22 protein-coding genes are annotated in these 21,730 nt (G+C 66.8%); 6 read left to right on the top strand and 16 right to left on the bottom strand.

Features of this window, described 5'->3' with window-relative positions:
* The first annotated feature begins 269 nt into the window (after nucleotides 1-269).
* The gene (locus tag WK25_RS29240; protein WP_040138881.1) at nucleotides 270-623 is read left to right on the top strand and encodes a DOPA 4,5-dioxygenase family protein; all 354 of its coding nucleotides are present in this window, start codon (nucleotides 270-272) and stop codon (nucleotides 621-623) included.
* 122 nt (nucleotides 624-745) lie between these two features.
* Nucleotides 746-1,177 (top strand): nuclear transport factor 2 family protein, encoded by a 432-nt coding sequence (locus WK25_RS29245; RefSeq protein WP_069243430.1) that lies wholly within the window; start codon nucleotides 746-748, stop codon nucleotides 1,175-1,177.
* A 91-nt stretch (nucleotides 1,178-1,268) separates the two neighbouring features.
* Here WK25_RS29245 and trhA read toward each other — a convergent pair whose 3' ends face one another.
* The 7 genes from trhA to WK25_RS29280 all read right to left on the bottom strand — a co-directional run bounded on the left by trhA (nucleotide 1,269) and on the right by WK25_RS29280 (nucleotide 9,683).
* Nucleotides 1,269-1,889, bottom strand: coding sequence for a PAQR family membrane homeostasis protein TrhA (gene trhA / locus WK25_RS29250; RefSeq protein WP_040138883.1), 621 nt, complete (start codon nucleotides 1,887-1,889; stop codon nucleotides 1,269-1,271).
* Between the two features lie 212 nt (nucleotides 1,890-2,101).
* A complete protein-coding gene (locus WK25_RS29255; RefSeq protein WP_040138884.1) occupies nucleotides 2,102-2,308 on the bottom strand; it encodes a YbdD/YjiX family protein in 207 nt (68 codons plus the stop codon).
* 12 nt (nucleotides 2,309-2,320) lie between these two features.
* Nucleotides 2,321-4,399, bottom strand: a complete 2,079-nt coding sequence (locus tag WK25_RS29260; RefSeq protein WP_069243431.1) for a carbon starvation CstA family protein — start codon at nucleotides 4,397-4,399, stop codon at nucleotides 2,321-2,323.
* 349 nt (nucleotides 4,400-4,748) lie between these two features.
* Nucleotides 4,749-6,239, bottom strand: a complete 1,491-nt coding sequence (locus WK25_RS29265; RefSeq protein ID WP_069243432.1) for an alanine/glycine:cation symporter family protein — start codon at nucleotides 6,237-6,239, stop codon at nucleotides 4,749-4,751.
* 583 nt (nucleotides 6,240-6,822) lie between these two features.
* A complete protein-coding gene (locus WK25_RS29270; protein WP_040138887.1) occupies nucleotides 6,823-7,251 on the bottom strand; it encodes a PRC-barrel domain-containing protein in 429 nt (142 codons plus the stop codon).
* A gap of 405 nt (nucleotides 7,252-7,656) precedes the next feature.
* Nucleotides 7,657-8,787: a 3-deoxy-7-phosphoheptulonate synthase gene (locus WK25_RS29275; protein WP_069243433.1), complete on the bottom strand. Its 1,131-nt coding sequence runs from the start codon at nucleotides 8,785-8,787 to the stop codon at nucleotides 7,657-7,659.
* Between the two features lie 185 nt (nucleotides 8,788-8,972).
* Nucleotides 8,973-9,683 carry a YceH family protein gene (locus tag WK25_RS29280; RefSeq protein WP_069243434.1) on the bottom strand — a complete coding sequence of 237 codons (711 nt, stop codon included), beginning with the start codon at nucleotides 9,681-9,683 and terminating at the stop codon, nucleotides 8,973-8,975.
* 497 nt (nucleotides 9,684-10,180) lie between these two features.
* On the opposite strand from WK25_RS29280, the gene WK25_RS29285 reads away from it, so the two are divergent.
* The gene (locus WK25_RS29285; RefSeq protein ID WP_069243588.1) at nucleotides 10,181-10,945 is read left to right on the top strand and encodes an SDR family oxidoreductase; all 765 of its coding nucleotides are present in this window, start codon (nucleotides 10,181-10,183) and stop codon (nucleotides 10,943-10,945) included.
* 14 nt (nucleotides 10,946-10,959) lie between these two features.
* Here WK25_RS29285 and WK25_RS29290 read toward each other — a convergent pair whose 3' ends face one another.
* Genes WK25_RS29290 through WK25_RS29300 form a run of 3 tightly spaced genes read right to left on the bottom strand, consistent with a single transcriptional unit; the run spans nucleotide 10,960 to nucleotide 13,390 of the window.
* Nucleotides 10,960-11,664 (bottom strand): MOSC domain-containing protein, encoded by a 705-nt coding sequence (locus WK25_RS29290; protein WP_069243435.1) that lies wholly within the window; start codon nucleotides 11,662-11,664, stop codon nucleotides 10,960-10,962.
* Complete coding sequence (locus WK25_RS29295) at nucleotides 11,661-12,557, bottom strand: dihydrodipicolinate synthase family protein (RefSeq protein WP_069243436.1); 897 nt, start codon at nucleotides 12,555-12,557, stop codon at nucleotides 11,661-11,663. Before WK25_RS29295 ends, WK25_RS29290 begins: the two co-directional genes overlap by 4 nt.
* Nucleotides 12,558-12,607: 50 nt before the next feature.
* Entirely contained in the window at nucleotides 12,608-13,390 is a 783-nt protein-coding gene (locus WK25_RS29300; protein WP_040140874.1) for an aldolase, read from the bottom strand.
* 135 nt (nucleotides 13,391-13,525) lie between these two features.
* Here WK25_RS29300 and WK25_RS29305 point away from each other — a divergent pair, with 135 nt between their 5' ends.
* Nucleotides 13,526-14,068, top strand: coding sequence for a helix-turn-helix domain-containing protein (locus WK25_RS29305; RefSeq protein ID WP_040138892.1), 543 nt, complete (start codon nucleotides 13,526-13,528; stop codon nucleotides 14,066-14,068).
* A gap of 31 nt (nucleotides 14,069-14,099) precedes the next feature.
* Entirely contained in the window at nucleotides 14,100-14,837 is a 738-nt protein-coding gene (gene hutC / locus WK25_RS29310) for a histidine utilization repressor (protein ID WP_069243437.1), read from the top strand.
* A gap of 106 nt (nucleotides 14,838-14,943) precedes the next feature.
* Here hutC and WK25_RS29315 read toward each other — a convergent pair whose 3' ends face one another.
* The 3 genes from WK25_RS29315 to WK25_RS29325 form a co-directional block, all read right to left on the bottom strand.
* Nucleotides 14,944-15,792, bottom strand: a complete 849-nt coding sequence (locus WK25_RS29315) for a phytanoyl-CoA dioxygenase family protein (protein WP_040138894.1) — start codon at nucleotides 15,790-15,792, stop codon at nucleotides 14,944-14,946.
* Nucleotides 15,793-15,844: 52 nt separating this feature from the next.
* On the bottom strand, nucleotides 15,845-16,648 hold the full coding sequence (locus WK25_RS29320) for an ABC transporter substrate-binding protein (protein WP_040138895.1): 804 nt from the start codon (nucleotides 16,646-16,648) through the stop codon (nucleotides 15,845-15,847).
* 389 nt (nucleotides 16,649-17,037) lie between these two features.
* Nucleotides 17,038-17,277 carry a hypothetical protein gene (locus tag WK25_RS29325; protein WP_069243438.1) on the bottom strand — a complete coding sequence of 80 codons (240 nt, stop codon included), beginning with the start codon at nucleotides 17,275-17,277 and terminating at the stop codon, nucleotides 17,038-17,040.
* A 167-nt stretch (nucleotides 17,278-17,444) separates the two neighbouring features.
* Between WK25_RS29325 and WK25_RS29330 the strand changes: the two genes are divergently transcribed.
* Nucleotides 17,445-18,311: a LysR family transcriptional regulator gene (locus tag WK25_RS29330; protein ID WP_040138897.1), complete on the top strand. Its 867-nt coding sequence runs from the start codon at nucleotides 17,445-17,447 to the stop codon at nucleotides 18,309-18,311.
* A gap of 77 nt (nucleotides 18,312-18,388) precedes the next feature.
* Here the strand turns inward: WK25_RS29330 and WK25_RS29335 are convergent, their stop codons facing one another.
* The 3 genes from WK25_RS29335 to WK25_RS29345 all read right to left on the bottom strand — a co-directional run bounded on the left by WK25_RS29335 (nucleotide 18,389) and on the right by WK25_RS29345 (nucleotide 21,604).
* Complete coding sequence (locus WK25_RS29335) at nucleotides 18,389-18,871, bottom strand: nuclear transport factor 2 family protein (protein ID WP_069243439.1); 483 nt, start codon at nucleotides 18,869-18,871, stop codon at nucleotides 18,389-18,391.
* Nucleotides 18,872-19,124: 253 nt separating this feature from the next.
* A complete protein-coding gene (locus WK25_RS29340) occupies nucleotides 19,125-20,309 on the bottom strand; it encodes an amidohydrolase family protein (RefSeq protein ID WP_069243440.1) in 1,185 nt (394 codons plus the stop codon).
* A 95-nt stretch (nucleotides 20,310-20,404) separates the two neighbouring features.
* Nucleotides 20,405-21,604 carry an amidohydrolase family protein gene (locus WK25_RS29345; RefSeq protein WP_069243441.1) on the bottom strand — a complete coding sequence of 400 codons (1,200 nt, stop codon included), beginning with the start codon at nucleotides 21,602-21,604 and terminating at the stop codon, nucleotides 20,405-20,407.
* Nucleotides 21,605-21,730 lie beyond the last annotated feature (126 nt).

Raw genomic sequence — 21,730 nt, forward strand, 5'->3', positions numbered from 1 at the left:
CGAATCGCTTTTGCAGTTTTTGAAATGACGTATTGCCGATGCGAATTCGGTCCGGGCGGTGCTCGGCGCGGCTTTCGGCACGATGCCGCACACGCCGGCACAAGTGCGAAATGACTCAACGAACACACTGGATTCCCTGACACACGACAAGTCCATCGCGCCGATTACCTGCTCCGCGACGAGACGTGTCCCGCCAGGACGCGAGATAATTGCGCATCGGCCGTCACGCACGGCGCTAGTCCTTGCCTGTTCTTCTTTCGAGTTCCGCCATGGCTGCCATCGACACCACCGCCATCGACAGTTGGCACGCACACGTCTACTTCGACGCCGCGAGCCGCGACGCGGCCTGGGCGTTTCGCGTCGTCGTCGAAGAACGATTCGGCGCGATCATCGAACTCGGCCGCTTTCACGAGCGCCTCGTCGGCCCGCATCCGGCGTGGTCCTATCAGATCGCGTTCGACGCCGCGCATTTCGACGCCATCGTGCCGTGGCTCGTGCTGAATCACGGCGGACTCGACATCTTCCTGCATCCGAACACGGACGACGAACTGCGCGACCATCGCGACAGCGCAGTGTGGATCGGCAAGTCGTATGAACTGAATCTCGGCGCGCTCGGCGGCTGACGCGGAGCGCGGACGCGCGCCCGCTGCGCGTGCGTGACATCGACGTTTCGGATCGGGATGAAACGTCCGGCGGCGTGGCGCCGATACAGTCGTTCCGTTATTCACGCTTGCCGGAACCCGAGATGACACACGCCGACCCCGATGCGCAACGCATCCATCACCACTGGCACGCCGCCGTCGTCGCACGCGATCTCGACGCGCTGATGTCGCTGTACGCGGACGACGCGATCCTCGAAACGCCGCTCATCGTAGTCACGCTGCCGGAGCACGGCTCGGGCGTGCTCCACGGCAAGGCTTCAATCGCCGCGTTCTTCGCGGCCGGCCTGCGCAATCCGGGCAGCGGACTCGGGCGCTGGTATCGAACCGGGCTGTTCTTTTCGAACGGCCGGCAGCTCACTTGGGAATATCCGCGCGAAACACCGGAAGGCGATCAGGTCGATCTCGTCGAAGTGATGGATCTGCGCGACGGCTTGATCGCGCATCATCGCGTCTACTGGGGTTGGGTTGGCGTCAACGCGCTGCGCAACGTCACGCCCGCGGCGGCCCGCATCTGATGCCGAAGACCGCCGAGCACGCGCGGCACGCCGTTCAACGCTTGCACGGCCGCAGGACGCGGCTATGCATTTGCCGCCGCCCCCGCGCCGTTCACGCGACATACATCGCGACACTGACGAACTGGCACAGGCTGCCGCCCAGCACGAACAGGTGCCAGATACCGTGTCCGTGGCGAATCCGCTCGTCGTTGATGAAGAAGTAGATTCCCGCGCTGTAGATGACGCCGCCGGCCACGAGCCACACGGCACCGACCGGCGGCAACGCATGGATCAACGGGCGGATCGCGACGAGCGCGAGCCAGCCCATCAGCACATACAGCACCATCGACACGATGCGCGTGCGCCGGCCCAGCGTGAGCTCCTGCGCGATCCCGAATGCGGCGAGCCCCCAGCTCACGCCGAACAGCGACCAGCCCCACGGGCCACGCAACGTGACGAGCGTAAACGGCGTGTAGCTGCCGGCGATCAGCAGATAGATCGCCGAATGGTCGCACTTCTGCAAGATCGCCTTCAGCCGCGGATTGCGCACGCTGTGATAGGCCGTCGAGATCCCGTAAAGCAGGATCAGCATCGCGCCGTACACGCTGAAGCTCACGATCTTGTAAGGGTCGCGGTCGAGCGCGCCCATCGTCACCAGCGCGACCAGCCCCGCCACCGACAACACGGCACCGACGAGATGGGAAATGCTGTTGAAACGCTCACCGGCATGCACGACGGGTTCTCCTGCGCGGATTCATCGGAAAAAAGCAAGCCATATGATACCGGCGAGCGAATCGCGCCGCGCTGAACGCAATCAAGCGCTGCGACGATGGTAAGCGTCGAGCACGCCGCGCGCCCGCCAAAAGAAAAAGCGCCGCGAATTCCTTCACGGCGCTTCGTGGCCGGGTGCCGGACGGGCCTATCGTCCAGCTGCGTCAGCCCGGTTCAGCAACACTTCCCTGCCCCCGATCCGTACCGGGCGTTCTGACGTTCGCGGAAGAATTCCTCATACGTCATCGGCTCGCGGTCTGGATGGGTTTCGCGCATGTGCGCGACGTAGGTGTCGTAGTCGGGCACGCCTACCATCAGCCGCAACGCCTGCCCGAGGTAACGCCCTGCGCTGCGCAGATCGCTGCCGAGATCGCTGAACATCGCGGCCTCCCGTTATCGTCCGCTGCCGAGCGCTTGCGCGGCCGGCATTGCCTCGTACGGCGTCTCGCGCACGGTCGGCTTCGACTCGCGGCGCGCGCGCAGCACGGCGAGCAGCCCGTACACGGCAATCGACACGACGACGAAGATGAACAGGCCGGCGAGCGCCGCATCGATGTAGTCGTTGAAGATGATCCGCTTCATCTGCGCGATCGACTTCGCCGGCGCGAGCACCTTGCCTTCGTCGACCGCGGCCTGCAGCTTCGCGGCGTGCGCGAGGAAGCTGACCTTCGGGTTCGCATCGAAAATCTTCTGCCAGCCGGCCGTCAGCGTGCAGATCAGCAGCCACGCGGTCGGCACGATCGTCACCCACGCGTAGCGCTCGCGCTTCATCTTGAACAGCACGACGGTGCCGAGCACCAGCGCGATCGCGGCAAGCATCTGGTTCGAGATGCCGAACAGCGGCCACAGCGTGTTGATGCCGCCGAGCGGGTCGACCACGCCCTGATACAAGAAGTAGCCCCACGCGGCCACGCACAGCGCGGTGGCAACGAGGTTCGCAGGCAGCGACTCGGTGCGCTTGAGCGCCGGATGGAAGGTACCGAGCAGATCCTGCAGCATGAAGCGGCCCGCGCGCGTGCCGGCGTCGACGGCCGTCAGGATGAACAGCGCCTCGAACAGGATCGCGAAGTGATACCAGAACGCCATCATCGCTTCGCCGCCGATCACCTGGTGCAGGATGTGCGCCATGCCGACCGCCAGCGTCGGCGCGCCGCCCGCACGCGCGATGATCGTCGTTTCGCCGACGGCCTTGGCCGTCTGCGTGAGCATGTCCGGCGTCAGCACGAAGCCCCATTGCGTGACCGTGTTTGCGACTGCTTCCGGCGTCGAGCCGAGCACGGCGGCCGGCGCGTTCATCGCGAAGTAGATGCCCGGCTCGATCACGCACGCGGCGACCAGCGCCATGATCGCGACGAACGATTCCATCAGCATCGCGCCATAACCGATGAAGCGCGCGTTGGTTTCGTTGTCGAGCAGCTTCGGCGTCGTGCCCGACGAGATCAGCGCGTGGAAGCCCGATACCGCGCCGCATGCGATCGTGATGAACAGGAACGGGAACAGGTTGCCCGACCACACCGGGCCCGTGCCGTCGACGAACTTCGTCAGCGCCGGCATCTTCAGTTCGGGTGCGACGACAAGGATGCCGATCGCGAGGCCCAGGATCGTGCCGATCTTCAGGAACGTCGACAGGTAGTCGCGCGGCGCGAGCAGCAGCCACACCGGCAGCACCGAAGCGACGAAGCCGTAGCCGATCAGGATCCACGTGAGCTGCGTGCCGCTGAACGTGAACCACGCGGCGAGTGCGGGCGAATCGTGCACGGTCTGGCCGAATGCGATCGACGCCATCAGCAGCACGAAGCCGATGATCGACACTTCGCCGATGCGGCCCGGACGAATGTAGCGCGTGTAGACGCCCATGAACAGCGCGATCGGAATCGTCGCGGCGACGGTGAACGTGCCCCACGGCGAATTCGTCAGCGCCTTCACGACGATCAGCGCGAGCACCGCGAGGATGATCACCATGATCAGGAACGCGCCGAACAACGCAATCACGCCGGGCACCGTGCCGAGCTCCATCTTGACGAGGTCGCCGAGCGAACGTCCGTCGCGGCGCGTCGAAATGAACAGCACGATGAAGTCCTGCACGGCGCCGGCGAACACGACACCGGCGAGAATCCACAGCATGCCGGGCGTATAGCCCATCTGCGCGGCGAGCACGGGCCCGACGAGCGGGCCGGCGCCGGCGATCGCGGCGAAGTGATGGCCGAACAGCACGTACTTGTTGGTCGGCACGTAGTCGAGGCCGTCGTTGTACTTGACCGCCGGCGTCATCCGCAGCCCGTCGAGCTGCATGACCTTGATGGCGATGAAACGGCTGTAGAAGCGATATGCGATCAGATATACGCAGACCGCGGCGATCACGATCCATAGCGCGCTGACGCGTTCGCCGTGTGCGAGCGCGATCGTCCCGAACGCGAACGCGCCGAGCAGCGCGACCGCGATCCAGAGCAGGGTACTGGAAGCCCGATTCATGGCGTCTCCTGGTCTCCAATGTGTTTTTGACTGGATGCGGTGAGGCCGCCGCACCCGCGTGACGTCGATGCGTCGTGCCGCGGCTCGGGAAAGCCACGGCGGTGGGGCGTAGTATTCCGCGCGACGGGGGAGACTTACAAGCGCATAACTACGTATGCGGGGCTACGTAGAATTACGTAGATGTGTGCGCATCGTCCGGGCGAACCCAACGGCAGTGCGCTCGCGCAGTCAGCCTCGAAACGGCCGGCAACGGATGTGCCGGCCCTTCGCGAGTGATTTTCGCAACACGCACCGCCGTGCGACCGCGTCGATGCGGCAGCCAGCGCCATGCGCACGGCGATACCGCGCGCTACGAGAGCCGCTCGGATTGGACCACGGGCGTCGGCCGGCGGTCCGTATCGGCGTTGGCCGAAGCCGGCTGCTCCCAGAACGTCGCGTTCGCGATGCCGAGCGCGGCCGGGTCGAACGTCGGCTCGCGCCCCGCCCGCTTCTGCGCCTCGTAATCGCGCAGCGCGTTGAGCGCGGGCTTCTGCAGCAGCAGGATCGCGACGATGTTGAGCCAGGCCATCAAACCGACGCCGATATCGCCGAGCGCCCATGCGACGCTCGCGCTCTTCACCGCACCGTACAGCGTCGCCAGCAGGATCACCGCGCGCAGCACGAACGTGCCGGCGGCGCTGCTGCGTGTGCGGCTCAGGTAGACGACGTTGGTTTCCGCAATGTAGTAGTACGCGAGGATGGTCGTGAACGCGAAGAAGAACAGCGCCATCGCGACGAAGGCCGCGCCGAAGCCGGGCAGCACCGATTCGACCGCCATCTGCGTATAGCCGGGGCCCGCCTCGACGCCCGCCGCGCCCGAGAACAGTGCGCGGCCGTTCGGCGCGATCACGTTGTACGCGCCGGTGATCAGGATCATGAAGCCCGTTGCCGAGCAGACGAACAGCGTATCGACATAGACGGAGAACGCCTGCACGAGCCCTTGCTGCGCCGGGTGCGTCACTTCCGCGGCCGCCGACGCGTGCGGGCCGGTGCCTTGGCCCGCCTCGTTCGAATAGACGCCGCGCTTCACGCCCCACTGGATCGCCATGCCGAGCACCGCGCCGAAGCCGGCCTCGAAGCCGAACGCGCTCTCGAACACGAGCGCGACGACGCCCGGCAGCCGCTCGATGTCGAGCGCGATCACGACGCATGCGATCAGGATGTAGCCGAGCGCCATGAACGGCACGACGATTTCCGCGACGCGCGCGATCCGCTTTACGCCGCCGAAGATGATGAGGCCGAGCAGCAGCACAAGCACCGCGCCGGTGACCGGCTTCGCCACGCCGAACGAATTCTCGATCGCCGACGAAATTCCGTTCGCCTGCACGCCCGGCAGCAGCAGCCCGCACGCGAGCACGGTGGCAACCGCGAACGCCACGGCGTACCAGCGGATCCCGAGCCCCTTCTCGATGTAATACGCGGGGCCGCCACGGTACTGCCCTTCGCGCCGCACCTTGTAGATTTGCGACAGCGTCGATTCGACGAACGCGGTGCTCGCGCCCAGGAACGCCACGAGCCACATCCAGAACATCGCGCCGGGACCACCGAACGTGATCGCGGTCGCGACGCCGGCGATGTTGCCGGTGCCGACCCGCCCGGACAGCGACATCGCCAGGGCCTGGAATGACGACACGCCTTCGGCCGACGCCTTGCTGCCGCGCATCAGGCGCAGCATCTCGATGAAGTGGCGCACCTGCGCGAAGCGCGTGCGCAGCGAGAAATACAGGCCAGCCGCGAGACACAAAAAGATGAGCGCGGGGCTCCAGATAACACCGTTGATCGAGTCGACGAGTTTTTCCATGAGGCGTTTCGGTTGAAAGCGGGTGGACGTGTAGCGAAAGCCGGACTCGTCACGGCGACACGCGAAAGCCGCGACGTCGGACAAATCCGAATATAACTTTCATTTATATTACACGCCTTACGATTTCATTCGAATCCGGGTGAGTCCCGAGCAGCCGGCAGTTCGCCGGACGGAACAGTGGCGGGACAGCCCGGCGCGCCGTCGGGCTCGTCATGGCCGAGGGCTCGGTGCCTGATACACGTGTGGGGGGCAGCAGCAGCGGGCAGTGGCCCGTCGCGTTCGCTTTACTGGAGGATCGGCAGACGGAAGAAAGCCGGCGATGCAGTCGCCGGCATTGAAGGCATGAGCGGTATTGGCGGCATTGCCGACGCGGCCGCGGCAGGTTCGCTGCCGCAGCGGCCTGCGCGACGTGCCGTGGCAGCGCGGCAAACGTCGTTCATCCATCGTCGCTCGCCGACGCGATCCGGTCGCCGCGCGGACGCTGCGCGCCGTGTGTGCCGTGTACGCCGACATCGCCGGCGCAAGGGCCACTTACGGCACGTGCGCGTTCAGGCCCGGCACATTCCGCGCCGGGCTGCTTGCGTCAATGCTTGTCGTCGACCTTCTTCGGCTTCGGCGCCGCGGGCACCTTCGCATACTGGAACGCCGGCGTCGCCTTCAGCGCGTCCTTCGTCGCGCCCGGCAGATAGATGTTGCCGTTGCGCACGTCAAGCGATGCGATCGGCACCGCGACGTCGTGCGCGGCCACGCCGAGGAACCCGCCGGCCGACACGATCGCCGCCGACACGGAGCCGTCCGGCGCGACGATCAGATCGCGCACGGTGCCGACTTTCTGGTTCGCGTCGTTGTAGACGGCCTTGCCGAGCACGCTCTTCTTCACGCTCCAGCCTTCGAGCAGCGCCTGCGATTGCTCGACGGTCACGCTGAGCGGCTGCGCGCCGGCGATCTGCGCGTGCGCGCTGACGCTCGATGCGAGGACGGTTGCTGCGATAAGGGTCTTGTAGAACTTCATGTGCGTTGCACTCCGGTTCGGTTGTTGTTGGCTCCGGGAACGAAGCGACGCGGGCGCAATGGCTGATCGGTGAGCGCCCCGCGCTTCGTCGGTCGCGTGGCGGCCGGCCGCGCCGCCACTGCGCGTGTGCATGACGGGCCGGTAGCGTCGGGCCACAGCGTGCAACACGCGGTTCATGGTAGCGACATTCGGCGCAACGTGCGTTGAGCGTGCAGCGTGGCAGGCGGGCCAGGACGGGGAAAGATCAACGATCGTGCGGATAAAGGCGCGTGCGAGGCGCGACGACAGGCGCTGCGGGATATCGATCAGCAGAACATCTGCGCGAGCGGGCCGTCGTTCATCTGCGCATCGAACTGCGCATCGAACTGCGCGGCGGATGCCACCCCGCCATGCAGCGAAACCGCGTCACGCATTGCGCGAATACACCCGGCGATGCCGCACCGCCTCGGCCAGTACGTCGAGCACCGGCAGCGTTTGCGCCCAGCTCAGGCACGCATCGGTAATCGACACGCCATACTGCAACGGCACGCCCGGCTTCAGGTCCTGCCGGCCGGCTTCGAGATGGCTCTCGACCATCACGCCGACGATCCGGTGCTCGCCCTGCGACAGCTGACGTGCGAGATCCTGCGCAACCTCGATCTGCCGCTCATGCGACTTGTTCGAGTTCGCATGCGAGCAATCGACCATCACCTGTTCGCGCAACCCGCTCTTGCGCAGCACGGCACAACTCGCCTCGACGTGCTCGGCGTCGTAGTTCGGCCCGTTCTTGCCGCCGCGCAGAATCACGTGCGCGTCGTCGTTGCCGCGCGTCTCGAAGATCGCGGCCATGCCCATCTTCGTCATCCCCATGAACGCATGGCTCGCGCGCGCGGCGACGATCGCGTCCGACGCGACCTGCACGCCGCCGTCGGTGCCGTTCTTGAAACCGATGGGGCAACTCAGTCCCGACGCGAGCTGGCGGTGGCTCTGGCTCTCGGTCGTGCGTGCGCCGATCGCGCCCCACGCGATCAGGTCCGCGATGTACTGCGGACTCAGCAGGTCGAGGAATTCGGTCGACGCCGGCAGGCCGAGCGCGTTGATGTCGAGCAGCAGCTGGCGCGCGGCGCGCAGCCCCTCGTTGATGCGGAAACTGCCGTCCAGCCGCGGGTCGTTGATGTAGCCCTTCCAGCCGACCGTGGTGCGCGGCTTTTCGAAGTACACGCGCATCGTGATCAGCAGATCGTCCTTCAGCGCATCGGCGGCGGCCTTCAGGCGGCGCGCGTATTCGAGCGCCTGATCGTGGTCGTGGATCGAACAGGGGCCGACGACGAGCAGCAGCCGGTCGTCGCGGCCGTGCAGGATGTCGCCGATCGCGCGGCGCGTGTCCTCGACAAGCGTCTGCGTCGCGGCGGGCACCGGCAGTTCGTCCTGCAGCAGCGCGGGCGAGATCAGCGGACGCACCGCGCCGATGCGGACGTCGTCGATGCGCGTGGTGTCCTGCGTCGCGTCGGCGCTGCCTACCTCGCGATCGTGGGCGGGATTGTCGAGGTTCTGCATGGGGGTTCTCCGGGGGACGTCTTGAATGTGTTGCGGGCTCGATTATGGCATTCGCGCGGTGACGCGCGGCGCGCCGCCGTCAGAACGCGCGACGAACGAACGGCGATCCGCACGGGCTCGCCGGGCATTCGGCGCGTTGCACGAATGCCGCACGCGCCGCACGTGCGGAGGGCGCGGGCAACCCGTCAGCTCGCGGCGCCCGGTGCGTCGACGTCGATGCCGAGTTCGGTCGCCATCCGCTGGACCAGCGCGTTCAGTCGCGCCACTTCGTCCGACAGCCGCTTCTGCTCCGCCTTCAGCGCCTCGAACTCGGACGGCGGAACGGAATCCGCGCCGCCGCCCGTATCCGCACCGGCGTAATCGGCAATGTTGACTTCGCCGCACATCAGATGCATCCAGCGGTTTTCCCGCGCACCGGGCGCGCGCGGCAGCCGGACAATGAGCGGCTGCGCCCGCGCGGCGAGTTCGTCGAGGAATGCCTCGACCGACGAAATATCGGCGAAGCCGTGCAGGCGCGCGCTGTTCAGGCGCAGCTCGGCGGCCGTCTGCGGGCCGCGCAGCAGCAGGATCGTCAGCAGCGCGATCGCCTGGCTCGGAATCCCGAGCACGCGGTTCATGTTGTGCTCGAAACGCGGCACGCGGCTGCTGCTCCCTTCCATCACGAGGCTCAGATGCTTGAGCCCGTCGAGCGCGGTCGTGACTTCGTCCTCGCTGACGTTCATCACCGGCGAACGCGCGGTTTTCTGGTTGCAGCCGGCCGTCAGCGCGTTCAGCGACAGCGGATAGGTGTCCGGCACCGTGTGCTGCTTTTCGACGAGCACGCCGAGAATCCGTGCTTCGAGGGGCGTGAGTTCGCGCAGGGCGCGGGGCGTGGGCGTATCCGGCGTGGTGTTCATGATGGCGTCGCAGCGTGCAGCGGGTGAAGGGAAACGGTCGCGGCCCGTCCGGCGTCGCGAACGGGCGAGCCATATGATAGCTCGCGACGTGCGGCACGATGCCGCTCGCCGTCAAGGCGCGCGCACTTGCCGCGGCCGGCCTTTCGTCCAACGATTCGCTGCGTGCAGCGTCGTGCGACGGTGCGGGCGTTCGGTGGTGCGGATGCTTTTTGCGTGCTCGTTGTTCGTTGTTCGTTGTTCGTTGTTCGTTGTTCGTTGCTCGTTGCTCGTTGCTCGTTGCTCGTTGCTCGTGCTCGTTGCTCAGTATCGCGTTCCCGTTTGCGCGGCGCGAACGGCGGCGCTACGATACGCGTTCGCCCGGACACGCGGCGCCCCGCGCGATCGCGTTCGCAGCCGACTCCGTCGCAGCGCATCAGCGGTCGTGCATGTCGTGCGTGCGTGCATCCGTGCCGCGCTCGCGTGGTCAACACGGCTCAACCGTTCAAACGCTTATCACCATGACTGCATCCTCGCTCACGCCGAACGTGCGCGCCATCGTCACTGGACACACGCGCGGCCTCGGCGCAGCACTCGCCGGACAACTGCTGCAACAAGGCATCGCCGTGCTCGGCGTGTCGCGCAGCCGCCATACATCGCTCGCCGCGCAGGCGGGCGGCCGCCTCGCCGAAATCGAACTCGACCTGTCGGACGCGTCGGCCATCGCGACGTGGCTCGCCGGCGACACGCTGCGCAGCTACGTCGACGGCGCGTCGATCGTGCTGCTCTTCAACAACGCGGGCATCGTCGACCCGATCGGGCCGCTTGCGGCGCAAGACCCGACGCTCGTCGCGCGCGCGGTCGGCGTGAACGTCGCGGCGCCGCTGATGCTGTCAGCGGCGCTCGCGCAGGTTGCGTCAACGCCGACCGAATGCCGGATCCTGCACGTGTCGAGCGGCGCCGCGCGCAATGCGTACGCGGGCTGGAGCGTCTACTGCGCGACGAAGGCCGCGCTCGACCATCACGCGCGTGCCGTCGCGCTCGATGCGAATCGCGCGCTGCGAATCTGCAGCGTCGCGCCGGGCGTTGTCGATACGGCGATGCAGGCGACGATCCGCTCGACCAGCGAAGCGAACTTCCCGATGCGCGAGAAGTTCGACCAGTTGAAGGCGAGCGGCGCGCTGTCGACTCCCGAGGCCGCCGCGCGGCAGCTGATCAACTACGCGCTCAGCGATGCGTTCGGCGCCGAGCCGACGGCCGACGTGCGGAATCTGCCGCCGGCGTAACCGGGCAGCGGCCCTCATCCACCGAGCCGCTTCGTCCAGTCCTCGACCCGGCGTTCCGTCCGGCGCTTTTCGAGCATCGTGCGCCAGCCTCGCGTCAACACCGGAACGTCGCACAGCGCGTCGAGCGCCGCCATGTCGAGCGTGCGCCGGTACAGCACGTCGAGCACGTCCGACAGCGGCCATTGCGGATACGGACGCTCATGCAATGTCAGCACATCGCCCGGCGCGACCCAGCCTTCGTGCAGCACGCGGTAGTACCAGCCGGTCCGGCCGCTTTCCTGCACGAGTGCGGCCATCCGCGGATGGTCGAACCGCGCATTGAGCTTCCAGCACGGCTGCCTCGACTGCGACGCCTGGAGCACGGCGCCGCCCAGCGTGAACACGTCGCCGAGACACACGTCATGCTCGGTCAAGCCGTGCGTCGACAGGTTTTCGCCGAATGCGCCCGGCCGCGCGAGCACGTCGCGCATGCCGATCTGCGCCGACCACCACGCATAGTGATCGTGCGCGTAGTGATGGACCGCCTTGTCGGCCCCGCCGTGATGCCGCGCATCGGCCTGACTATCGCCGGCAAAGCCGAGCGCGCCCAGCCACAGGCGCGCGTCGACCGGTTGCTTGTCGATCGCACTGACGTGCCGCGTGCCGGCCAGCGGCCCGCTGGTGCCGACGCGCACCATGCCGATGGCCGCCGCGATCGCCGGGCGTGCGTCGCCGCTCATGCCGCCACGCCGTCCGCCAGGGCTGCCAGCACGCGTTCGAGTTCACGCGTGCGTGCGTCGCCAAGCGGCAGCAGCGGCCGTCTCGGCTCGCCGGCGTCGAAGCCGCGCAGCCGCAATCCGGCCTTCACGGTCACCGGCAACCCGCCGCTGACGATGAACTGCAGCAGCGGCAACTGCGCGTGGAATACCGCGCGGGCGCGCGCGAGGTCGCCCGTGCGCATCGCGTCGACAAGCGCAAGCGGCAAATCGGCATTCAGGTTTGGCGCGGCCGTGCACCATCCGGCCGCGCCCGCCGCAAGCGCGGCCAGCGCCATCGGATTGCTGCCGTTGTAGAACGGGATCGTCCCGTCGCTCAACTGCGCGAGGCGGTGCATCCGTCCGATGTCGCCGGTGCTTTCCTTGACCATCGTCACGTTGTCGACAGCCTTGCAGATCGTCACGATCAGCTCCGGCGACATGTCGACGCCGCTCGTCGCGGGATTGTTGTACAGCATGATCGGAATGCCGATGGCGTCGCCGATCGCGCGATAGTGCGCGACGATTTCATCGTTGCCGAGCTTCCAGTACGACACCGGCAGAACCATCACCGCATCGGCGCCGGCCTGTTCGGCAATGCGCGCGCGGCGCACCGCTCCCGCGGTCGTGAGATCCGAGATGCCGACGACCGTCGGCACACGCCGGCGCACCGCGCGAATCGACGCGGCGGCGACCGATTCCCATTCGGAATCGGACAGGTATGCACTTTCGCCGGTACTGCCCAGCGGGGCAATCGCATGGACGCCATCGGCGATCAGGCGCTCGATCAGCGCGTCGAGCAAGTTCAGGTCGACACAGCCGTCGGCAGAGAACGGCGTAACAGGGTAGGCGATCACGCCTTGCAAAAGAATGGACACGATGCGGATTCCTTAATGATGGGTGGATACGGTGGAAACGAAATGCCCGATCATGCGATGCAGTCCCGGTGCGTACGCAACGCGCGGCGCGCGTAGTAATCAAAGGTCACGGCGTCACGCTTCGGCTTCGAAATCCAGTCGTGCGCTTCGCGCGCCAGCGCCGGCGGAACCGGCTTGATCTCGCCGGCCGACATCGCCAGCAGTTGCAGCCTCGCCGCCCGCTCGATCAGCAGCGCGAGCATGCATGCTTCCTCGATCGTCTTGCCGACCACGAGCTGGCCATGATGCGACAGCAGGATCGCCCGCTTGCCGCCGAGCGCCTTCGAGATGATCTCGCCCTCCTCGTTACCGACCGGCACGCCTGGCCAGTCCTTCAGGAACGCGCAATCGTCGTACAAAGGGCACGTGTCCATGTGCGACACGACGAGCGGTTGCTCGAGCATCGACAGCGCCGCCACGTGGGCGGGGTGCGTATGAATGATGCAGTTCACGTCCGGCCGCTCGCGGTAGATCCACGTATGGAACCGGTTGGCCGGATTCGGAATGCCTTTGCCGTCGACCACGTCGAGATCCTCGTTGACGCGCAGCAGGTTCGCGGCCGAGATTTCATCGAAACCGAGCCCGAGCCGCTGCGTGTAATACGTGCCGGCTTCGTCCGCGCGGCACGTGATCTGTCCGGCCAGCCCCGAATCATGGCCGGCGTCGAAAAGGATCCGGCACGTCAGTGCCAGCTTCTGCCGGACGGACCAGCCGCTGTCGCCCACCTCGTTGTCGAGGCGCCGCTCCGCAAGCTCGACCAGCGCCTCCTTCGTCAAATTCAGCGTTTCCGCCATGTTCGCCTCCTGAATGAACCGGATCGGCCACGCCAACCGCAGCCGTCTCCCCGGGAGCTTCAGGACACACAATACACCTTATGACACTTTGTGTCATGCGCTACAATCGATTTTTCGAAGAACCCGTGGCGCCCCATGACGATTCGCCTGAAACTGCTCCGAAAACAGAAGGGCTGGACGCTCGACGTGCTGGCCGACGAGACCGGCCTGACCAAGAGCTACCTGTCGAAGGTCGAGCGCGGCCTGAGCGTGCCGTCGATCGGGGTTGCGCTGAAGCTGTCGAAGGCGCTGAATGTCGATGTCGAGCAGCTGTTCTCGGAAAGCCGGAACCGGGAGCTGATCACGGTCACGCGCGCGGGGGAGCGCACGGCGATGGGTGCGGCGGCCGACAGCCACGCGCACCGCTTCGAAAGCATCGCGGCCGGCGTCGCGCCGAAGAAAATGCTGCCGTTCATCGTGCACCCGCCGCACGAATTCGCGGCGTCGACGTTCCGCGAACACGAAGGCGAGGAATTCCTGTTCGTGCACAAAGGGCGTATCGAAATCGAATTTCCGAACGAGACGGTGCAACTCAAGACCGGCGATTCAGTCTATTTCAACGCACTCATCCCGCACCGCACGCGCAGCCTCGGCGCCGCGCAGGCGGAAATCCTGGTCATCGTCAGTCACGACGACTAGCCTCGTCACTTCTTCGCGCAAGGATCCTCCGATGGTCACGAAGACCACCGCACCGTTCCAGCAGATCAAGACGCTCGTTCGCCAGAACGTCGATGCAGGCGACTGGCGGCCCGGGGACCGCATTCCGTCCGAACTCGATCTCGCCGCGCAATTCGGCGTCGCGCGCATGACGGTCAACCGCGCGCTGCGCGAGCTGACCGAGGAAGGCGTGCTCAAGCGCATTGCAGGCGTCGGCACGTTCGTCGCCGAAGCGAAACCGCAGTCGAACCTGCTGATGATCGCGCACATCCGCGACGAAATCCGCGCGCGCGGGCACGAATACACGTGTCGCGTGCTGAGTCGGTCGCGCGAGCCCGCATCGTTCGACGTCGCAACCGCGTTCGGGCTCGCGGTCAACACGCCGGTCTATCACGTCGTGTGCGTGCACGAGGAAAACGGACGCCCGATCCAGCTCGAGGACCGCTACGTGAATCCGGCCGCCGCGCCGGCATTCATCGATCAGGACTTTCAGGCGGAACCGCCGTCCGAATACCTGTTCAACAACGTGTCGCACTACGAACTGGAGATCGAGCACGTGGTCGACGCGTCGCTGCCGACAAGCGAACAGGCACGGCTGCTCGACATGCGCGCCGACGAGCCGTGCCTCACGCTCACGCGCCGCACCTGGACGAACGGGCTGCCGGTCACGTTCGTGCACTTCCTGCATCCGGGCAATCGCTACCGGCTCGGCTCGCGGTTCAAACCCGGCGCGGGCCGCCACCAGACCTGAGCAACCTTCGCCGAAGCAAGCAAACGATCGCGCGCGGCAACCGCCTCATCGCGACGCCGCCGCCGCGCGCATGACGCCCGATGTGGTCGGTGTCCGCGAAGCCGCGTCAGATCGCCGCGACCTGCCCTGCCCCGCGCGACCACACGACCGGAAACAGCGGATGATCGAGCGGCGCACCAGCCGGCAGTTCGTCGGCGAGCCCGGGGAAATCGGGCGACGTCTTCCAGCGGCGCGGTGCGTGGCGGATATCGTCGCCGACGAAACGGATCGAGAACGCGCGCCGACGGTTCTGCGTGCCGCCCGACGCATGCAACGTCAGCATCCTGAAGCACACCATGTCGCCCGGCTCGAGCGCCCAGTGGCGGATCGGAAACGCCGAACGGTCGGCTTCGATGTCGGGCAGATCGGCGAGGCTGCCTTCCGGAAACCACTTCGCCTCCTTGTCCATGAACGTGCGCGGCATCAGCCACGGCCCACGGTGCGAGCCGGCGACGAATTCCAGCGTCGATTCGAGCGGCACCGGATCGACCGGGATCCACATGCTGACGTTGTCGTCGCCTTCGATGTTGTAGTACGGCTGATCCTGATGCCACGGCGTGCGCTGTCGCGTGCCGGGCTCCTTCACGAGCAGATGGTCGTGATGCAGCCGCACCGTCCGCGCGCCCATCAGCGCGGCCGCGACGGACGGCGCCGGCGAATGCACGATGAAGTCGCGATATGCGGCGTTGTGCTGCCAGTTGCAGAAGTCCTCGAAGAACCAGCCCGGATCGTCGGGCCGGCTCGCCACTTTCGCGCGCGCGCTCGGCTGCGCGAGATTCGCGTCGATGCCGGCGCGCAGCGCGGCCACCTCGTCGGGCAAGAAGATGCCCTTGATGCACACCGCGCCTTCGTCGCGGAACGCGGCGATCAGTTCGGGCGTCACGGCTTGCGCGACGCGGTCCTGGATACTCGTCATGGGCTGGCTGTCGATTGAATGACTCATGGGGTCATGGGAGACATGGACGGCTTCACGGTGCCGACGTCACCTGCTGCTTAGCACCGTAAATATCGAAGTCGAAGTACTTCGCAGCAATCTTCCGGTACGTGCCGTTTGCGCGGATCGCGGCGATCGCATCGTTCAGCCGCTTCTTCATCTCCGCGTCGCCCTTGCGCACGCCCATCGCGACGCCGTAGCCGGTGATACGCACGTCGGTTACGTCGGGGCCGGCGAACGCGTAGTTCTTGCCGCGCGGCGTCTTCAGGAACGCATAGCCGGCCTGCGTCTTGTCCTGGAAGGTCGCGTCGAGCCGGCCGTTCACCAGATCCTGGTACACCTGGTCCTGGTTCTGGTACGACACGATCGTCACGCCCTTCGTCGCCCATTCCGCCTTCGCGTAGGCCTCCTGCGTGGTGCCCTGGTCGATCCCGACGCGTTTGCCCGCGAGCGACGCGGCCGTGGGCAGCAGTTTCGAGCCGACCGGCGCGACGAGCGCGCCCGGCGACGCATAGAGCTTGTTCGAGAAATCGATCTGCTTGAGCCGTTCGTCGGTGGCCGTCATCGCGGACATGATCACGTCGAACTTGCGCGCGCGCAGCGCCGGAATCATCCCGTCGAAGCCCTGCTCGACCCACACGCATTTCGCGCGCAGCTGCTCGCAGATCGCATTGCGCAGGTCGATATCGAAGCCGGCGAGCGAGCCGTCCGGCTGCTTCGCCTCGAACGGCGGATAAGTGGGATCGATGCCCCACCGGATCGTCGCCGTATCCTGCGCGAACGAGACGAGCGGCGCGAGCGCCAGCACGGAAACGACAAGCTTTGCAGTGCGGATCATGACGGGTGTCCTTGTGGTCTCGACGCGGCGGCAAGCGCCGGGCGTCCATTGGGAGCCGTGCGCCGGGGAGCCGAATACGGCGCGCGAAAGACGGGACTTCGTTGAAACTGCAATGCAGTCTAGACCGCTCAATCCGTGAGCGCAAGGCATGAAAACGCAGCCATGGACGATCGGCAACGGCCGCCCGGAGAAGTCGCTCAAGATGCGCGCAATAGAGAAATATAGAGCGCTTATTGCGGCAAATTACTATATTTTTCGGTGTTTACCCGAGCGAATCGCACAGTTGATCGAGAGTGGGCGATGCCGGATATCCACATCTTCCGATGTCGATGATTCGCTGGCGCCCGAGCGCTCTTTCGTATGGATATCGGACTTTGATTGCCACCATCCTAGACCGCTTGCCGTCGACGGGCATGCGCGTCCGGTCCGCGTGATTCGCGCGTTGCGGGCAGGAACACCGCGCGGCTCTCGTCGTCTCGTGAATTGATTCGCGCGGCGTGCTTCAACACCATCCGGGCGTCGCCGGCAGCGCCGCGGTCCGTTGCGCTGCGCAGCCTTGCACCGAGCGCTCCGCCGTGGGCGGCTGCGGTGGCCGATGTGCGCACCGTCAGCGCAAGCGCGCCGGCCATCGCTCATCGTTTGAACAACATCCATCGTGCTCGTGCCGCGTGCGCCACCGCGGGCGACGCACGCACGCCGAGTCCGGCGAAACCGCGATTGCCCGCGGGCCCCGGCCATGCTAAAAGTCGTCGCATTCATTTGAAAATGAAATGCCAGAATCGATAAAAGTGCGGAAATGAATAGACCTTTGTTCGACCTCGACCTGCTGCGCGCACTCGTGATGGTGGCCGACTGCGGCAGCTTCACGACCGCGTCCGCGCGATTGCATTCGACGCAGTCGACGGTCAGCCAGAAGGTGCGGCGGCTCGAGGAGATCGCCGGGCATCGACTGCTCGACCGCGGCACGCGCGACGTACGGCCGACCGACGCCGGCGTGACGGTGCTCAGCTATGCACGGCGCATGCTCGCGCTGAACGACGAGATGCTCGAAGCGCTGTCGGGCGCGACCGTCGCGCTGACGATCCGGCTCGGCGTGCCCGACGATTTCGCGGCGGGCCGCACGACGCATGCGCTCGCGGCGTTCAAGCGCGACCACCCGCAGGTGAAGCTCGAAGTGACGTGCGGGCTGAGCCGCGACATCTGTGCGGCCTACGATCGCGGCGAGCTCGATCTCGTGCTGATCAAGCAACGGCGCGACAGCCGCGAGGCGGTGGCACGCTGGCCCGAGAAACTGCGCTGGATCGACAGCGCACGGCATCCGACGATCGACCTCGACCCGGTGCCGATCGTCGTGTTTCCGCCGCGCGGGCTCTATCGCGACGACATGATCAAGGCGATCGAGGAACGCGGCCGCCGCTGGCGCATCAGCTTCACGACATCGAGCCTGAGCGGAATCCAGGCGGCGGTGGCCGACGGGCTCGGGATCAGCGTGCTGCCCGCGCGCGTGGTGACCGACGACCACGTGGTGCTGAACGACGAGCCCGGCGGCTTCGCGCCCATCGAGCACATGGACATTGCGATCCTGCATCGGCCGACTGCCGATCCGATGGTCAGCGAACTGACGAAGGTGCTCGCGGCGATGCTCGAGCACGAGGAGGAATAAACGCGGCTCTGCGGCGATTTGGGCGTCGGCGTGCAGATGGCCGTTGGCGCTCGGTGCTGCCGAAAGACCGCCGCGCGTCAGAACATCGTATTCCCGTTCGCCGCATGCTCCGGCACCGGCTGGTTCACGTCCCAGTGCTCGACGATCTTGCCGTGCGCGAGCCGGAAGATGTCCACGATCGCGCTGCCGCGCGTGCCCGGCTCGCGCACCGCGTGCACGTGGAGGATCACGTAGTCGCCGTCGACAAACGAGCGCTTGATCTCGCTATGCGACTGCGGATACGTGTCGCGCAGGAACGCGACGAACTTGCGGAAGCCGTCGCGGCCGTCGGCCGCGTTCGGGTTGTGCTGCACGTATTGGTCGCCAACGTACGCGAGCGCGGCGTCCGCGTCCTTCTCGTTCAGCCCTTTCTCGTAGAACGCGAGCACCGTACGACGGTTCGCCTCCTGAAGTGCGCTATCCACGCTATCCACGCCGGACGCAATCGCGTGCGCGGACGTCGCCGCGAACAGGGCCGCGGCCACCCATCGCGCGCATCGCGCGGCGCGTGCCGTCGTCATGCGGGTGCATCGCATCGTCGTCTCCCCGGAAATCGAGCTGAAGGAAGCCCGATCATACCGGCCGCGATGCGTTCGATTGGACCTTATCGCCATCACTCGGGTGCGTCGTATCGGCATCTTCCGGGAGGCAGGCTGAACGAAACCCCACCCCGCCCGCCGCAACGCGCGCGTTCAGCGCGGATCGCCATCGCGCGCGCCCCGCATCGCCCGTCGGACTGAAGGCAGCCCGATCCTGCGGACAGCAAAGCGGCGTTCAGACAAGCACACCATCACGCGCGACGATCTTCCCCGACGACACGACGAGCCGTCGAGTCGGCCGCGAGACCACGGCCTCGGCAAATGTCAGCGCATCGACGAGCACGACGTCCGCACGCTTGCCCGCTTCCAGGCCGTAGTCGGCGAAGCCGCAGCCGCGCGCAGCGCCGTGCGTCACGCAGTCGAGCGCGACTTCCAGCGCATCGTCGCGCCGGAAATCGTTGCGCATGCCGATCAGCATCGCGCGCTCGAGCATGTCCGGCGAACCGTACGGCGTCCACGTGTCGCGCACGCCGTCGTTGCCGCCGATCACGGTCACGCCGGCCGCACGGCACGCAACCACCGGCGGCACCGGCACCGCGGCCGGCGCCGTCGTGACAATTGCGACGCCGAGTTCGGCCATCCGGGCGAGCAGCGCGTCGCGCTCGCGGTCGGCGATGTCGCCGAGGCAGAAGCCATGGCTGATCGTGACCTTGCCGTGCATGCCGAGCGCAGCCGTGCGCTGCAGGATCAGGTCGAGCGAATACGCCCCCATCGAGCCGCGCTCGTGCAAGTGCACGTCCAGCCCGCAGCCATGGCGCTCGGCAATGCCGAACAGCACGTCCACCGCGTCGACCGGATCTCCCTCGATCGCGCACGGATCAAGCCCGCCGAGTAAATCTGCGCCCGCAGCCAGCGCGTCGGACAGCAGCGCGGCCGTGCCGGGCCGCTTGAGCACGCCCGACTGCGGAAACGCGACGATCTGGATGTCGACCTGGCCGCGCAGCGTCTCGCGCGTCGCAAGCACACCGTGCAGATGCCGCAGGCCCGCGTCGGTATCGACGTCGACGTGCGTGCGAATGCGTGTCGTCCCGGCCGCAAGGAATGCGCGCGACAACGCGAGCGACGCGGCACCCGCATCATGGCCGCTCGTCGCGCGGTACGTGCGTTCGTTCTCGATGCGATCGACGAGTCGCGGCCCCACCGCATTGCGATACCACGGCATCCCCCAATGGGTCTTGTCGAGATGCGTATGGCCTTCGACCAGGCCGGGTAGTGCAAGCGCGTGCGCGCCGTCTTCGTTCGCACAGTCGGCTGGTGCGTCGAGGGACGGGCCAATGCGCGCGATGCGGTCGCCTTCGATCAGGATGTCGAACGCTTCGTCGGCGTGCGTGCGGACGTTGCGGATCAGCAAATTCGTCATGTCGGTTCCGAGAGGGTCAGTCGGTGTATCGGTGCGTCGGTCAGTCGCTCGATGCGAGTCCGCCGCGATGCAGGCACCGCGACGGCGGTCGTTCGTCATCGCCCGAAACGCAGGGCCGGTGCAATCGGCGCGCCGGTATCGGCTTCGCCGCGGCGGAACACCCAGCGTTCGGCCGGCACGCCGGCCACGGCCGCCGCCGCATTCGGTGCGCGCACCGCGACGAAGCTCGCGTCGCAGCCGACCGCGATCCCGTAATCGGCCTTGCCGATCGCGCGGGCGCCGGCGTGCGTTGCCATGTCGAGCGCGATGCCGAGCGCGTCGTCGGTATAGAAGCCCGAGCGGTAGCCGACCATCATCGCGCGCTGCAGCATGTCACCGTTGCCATATGGCCACCACGCGTCGCGGATGTTGTCGTTGCCCGCGAACACGTGCACGCCAGCGTCGCGAAGTTGCCGCACCGGCGGGAATGCGCAGTCGCCCGGCGCGTTGGTCAGGATCGACACGCCGGCGTCGGCAAGCGCCGCGGCCGCACGCTCGACGTCGCCGTGATCGACCTGGCCGAGCGCATAGGCGTGGCTCACGTTCACGCGACCGCCAAGGCCCGCCGCGCGCGTGCGCGCCGCGATCCGCAGCAGTTGCGCGATGCCGGTCGCGCCCGGCTCGTGCAGGTGGATATCGATCTTCACGTCGCGCTTTTCGGCAATGCCGAACACGATGTCGAGCTGGCCGTCCGCATCGCCGTCGAGCGTCGTCGGATCGATCCCGCCGACCACGTCCGCGCCTTCGCGCACGGCCGCATCGAGCATCGCCGCGGTGCCAGGGCAGCTCACCACGCCGGCCTGCGGAAACGCGACGAGTTCGATGTCGACGATCCCGCGCCATTGTTCGCGCGCCGCCATCACGGCCTGCAGGTTCGACAGGCCCGTCGTCGCATCGACGTCGACGTGGCTGCGCATCGCGATCGTGCCGAACGCGGCGGCCTGCTCGATCAGCGCGTTCGCACGCTCGACGATCGGCGGCGCCGCCGCGAGCTGGCGCGTCTCGACCGCGAGCCGCTCGCGCAGCGAGCCGACCGGTTCGTGCGGCACCCAGCGATCGCCGACGAAGCTCTTGTCGAGATGGATGTGGCCGTCGACGAAGCCGGGCAGTACGACGCAGCCGCCGAGGTCGATCGTTTCCGCACCCGGCACGGCGGTGCAGTCGGCGCCGATCGCGACGAAGCGCCCTTCACGGACGACGAGGTTGATGGGCTGTCCGCCGGCATCGACGGCGTGGGTGAAGAAGCGATCGGTCATGAGCTGGAATGGGTGGGGCGGTGGCTGCGCGACACTGGCGCGGAAACGGGAACGGCACCGCAGCCGGCGGGCGGGACCGTTGGCAGCGAATGCGGCCACGATATCGGACCGGGCTGCCAGTGGCCA

The organism is Burkholderia latens, from assembly GCF_001718795.1.
GTDB classification, from domain to species: domain Bacteria; phylum Pseudomonadota; class Gammaproteobacteria; order Burkholderiales; family Burkholderiaceae; genus Burkholderia; species Burkholderia latens_A.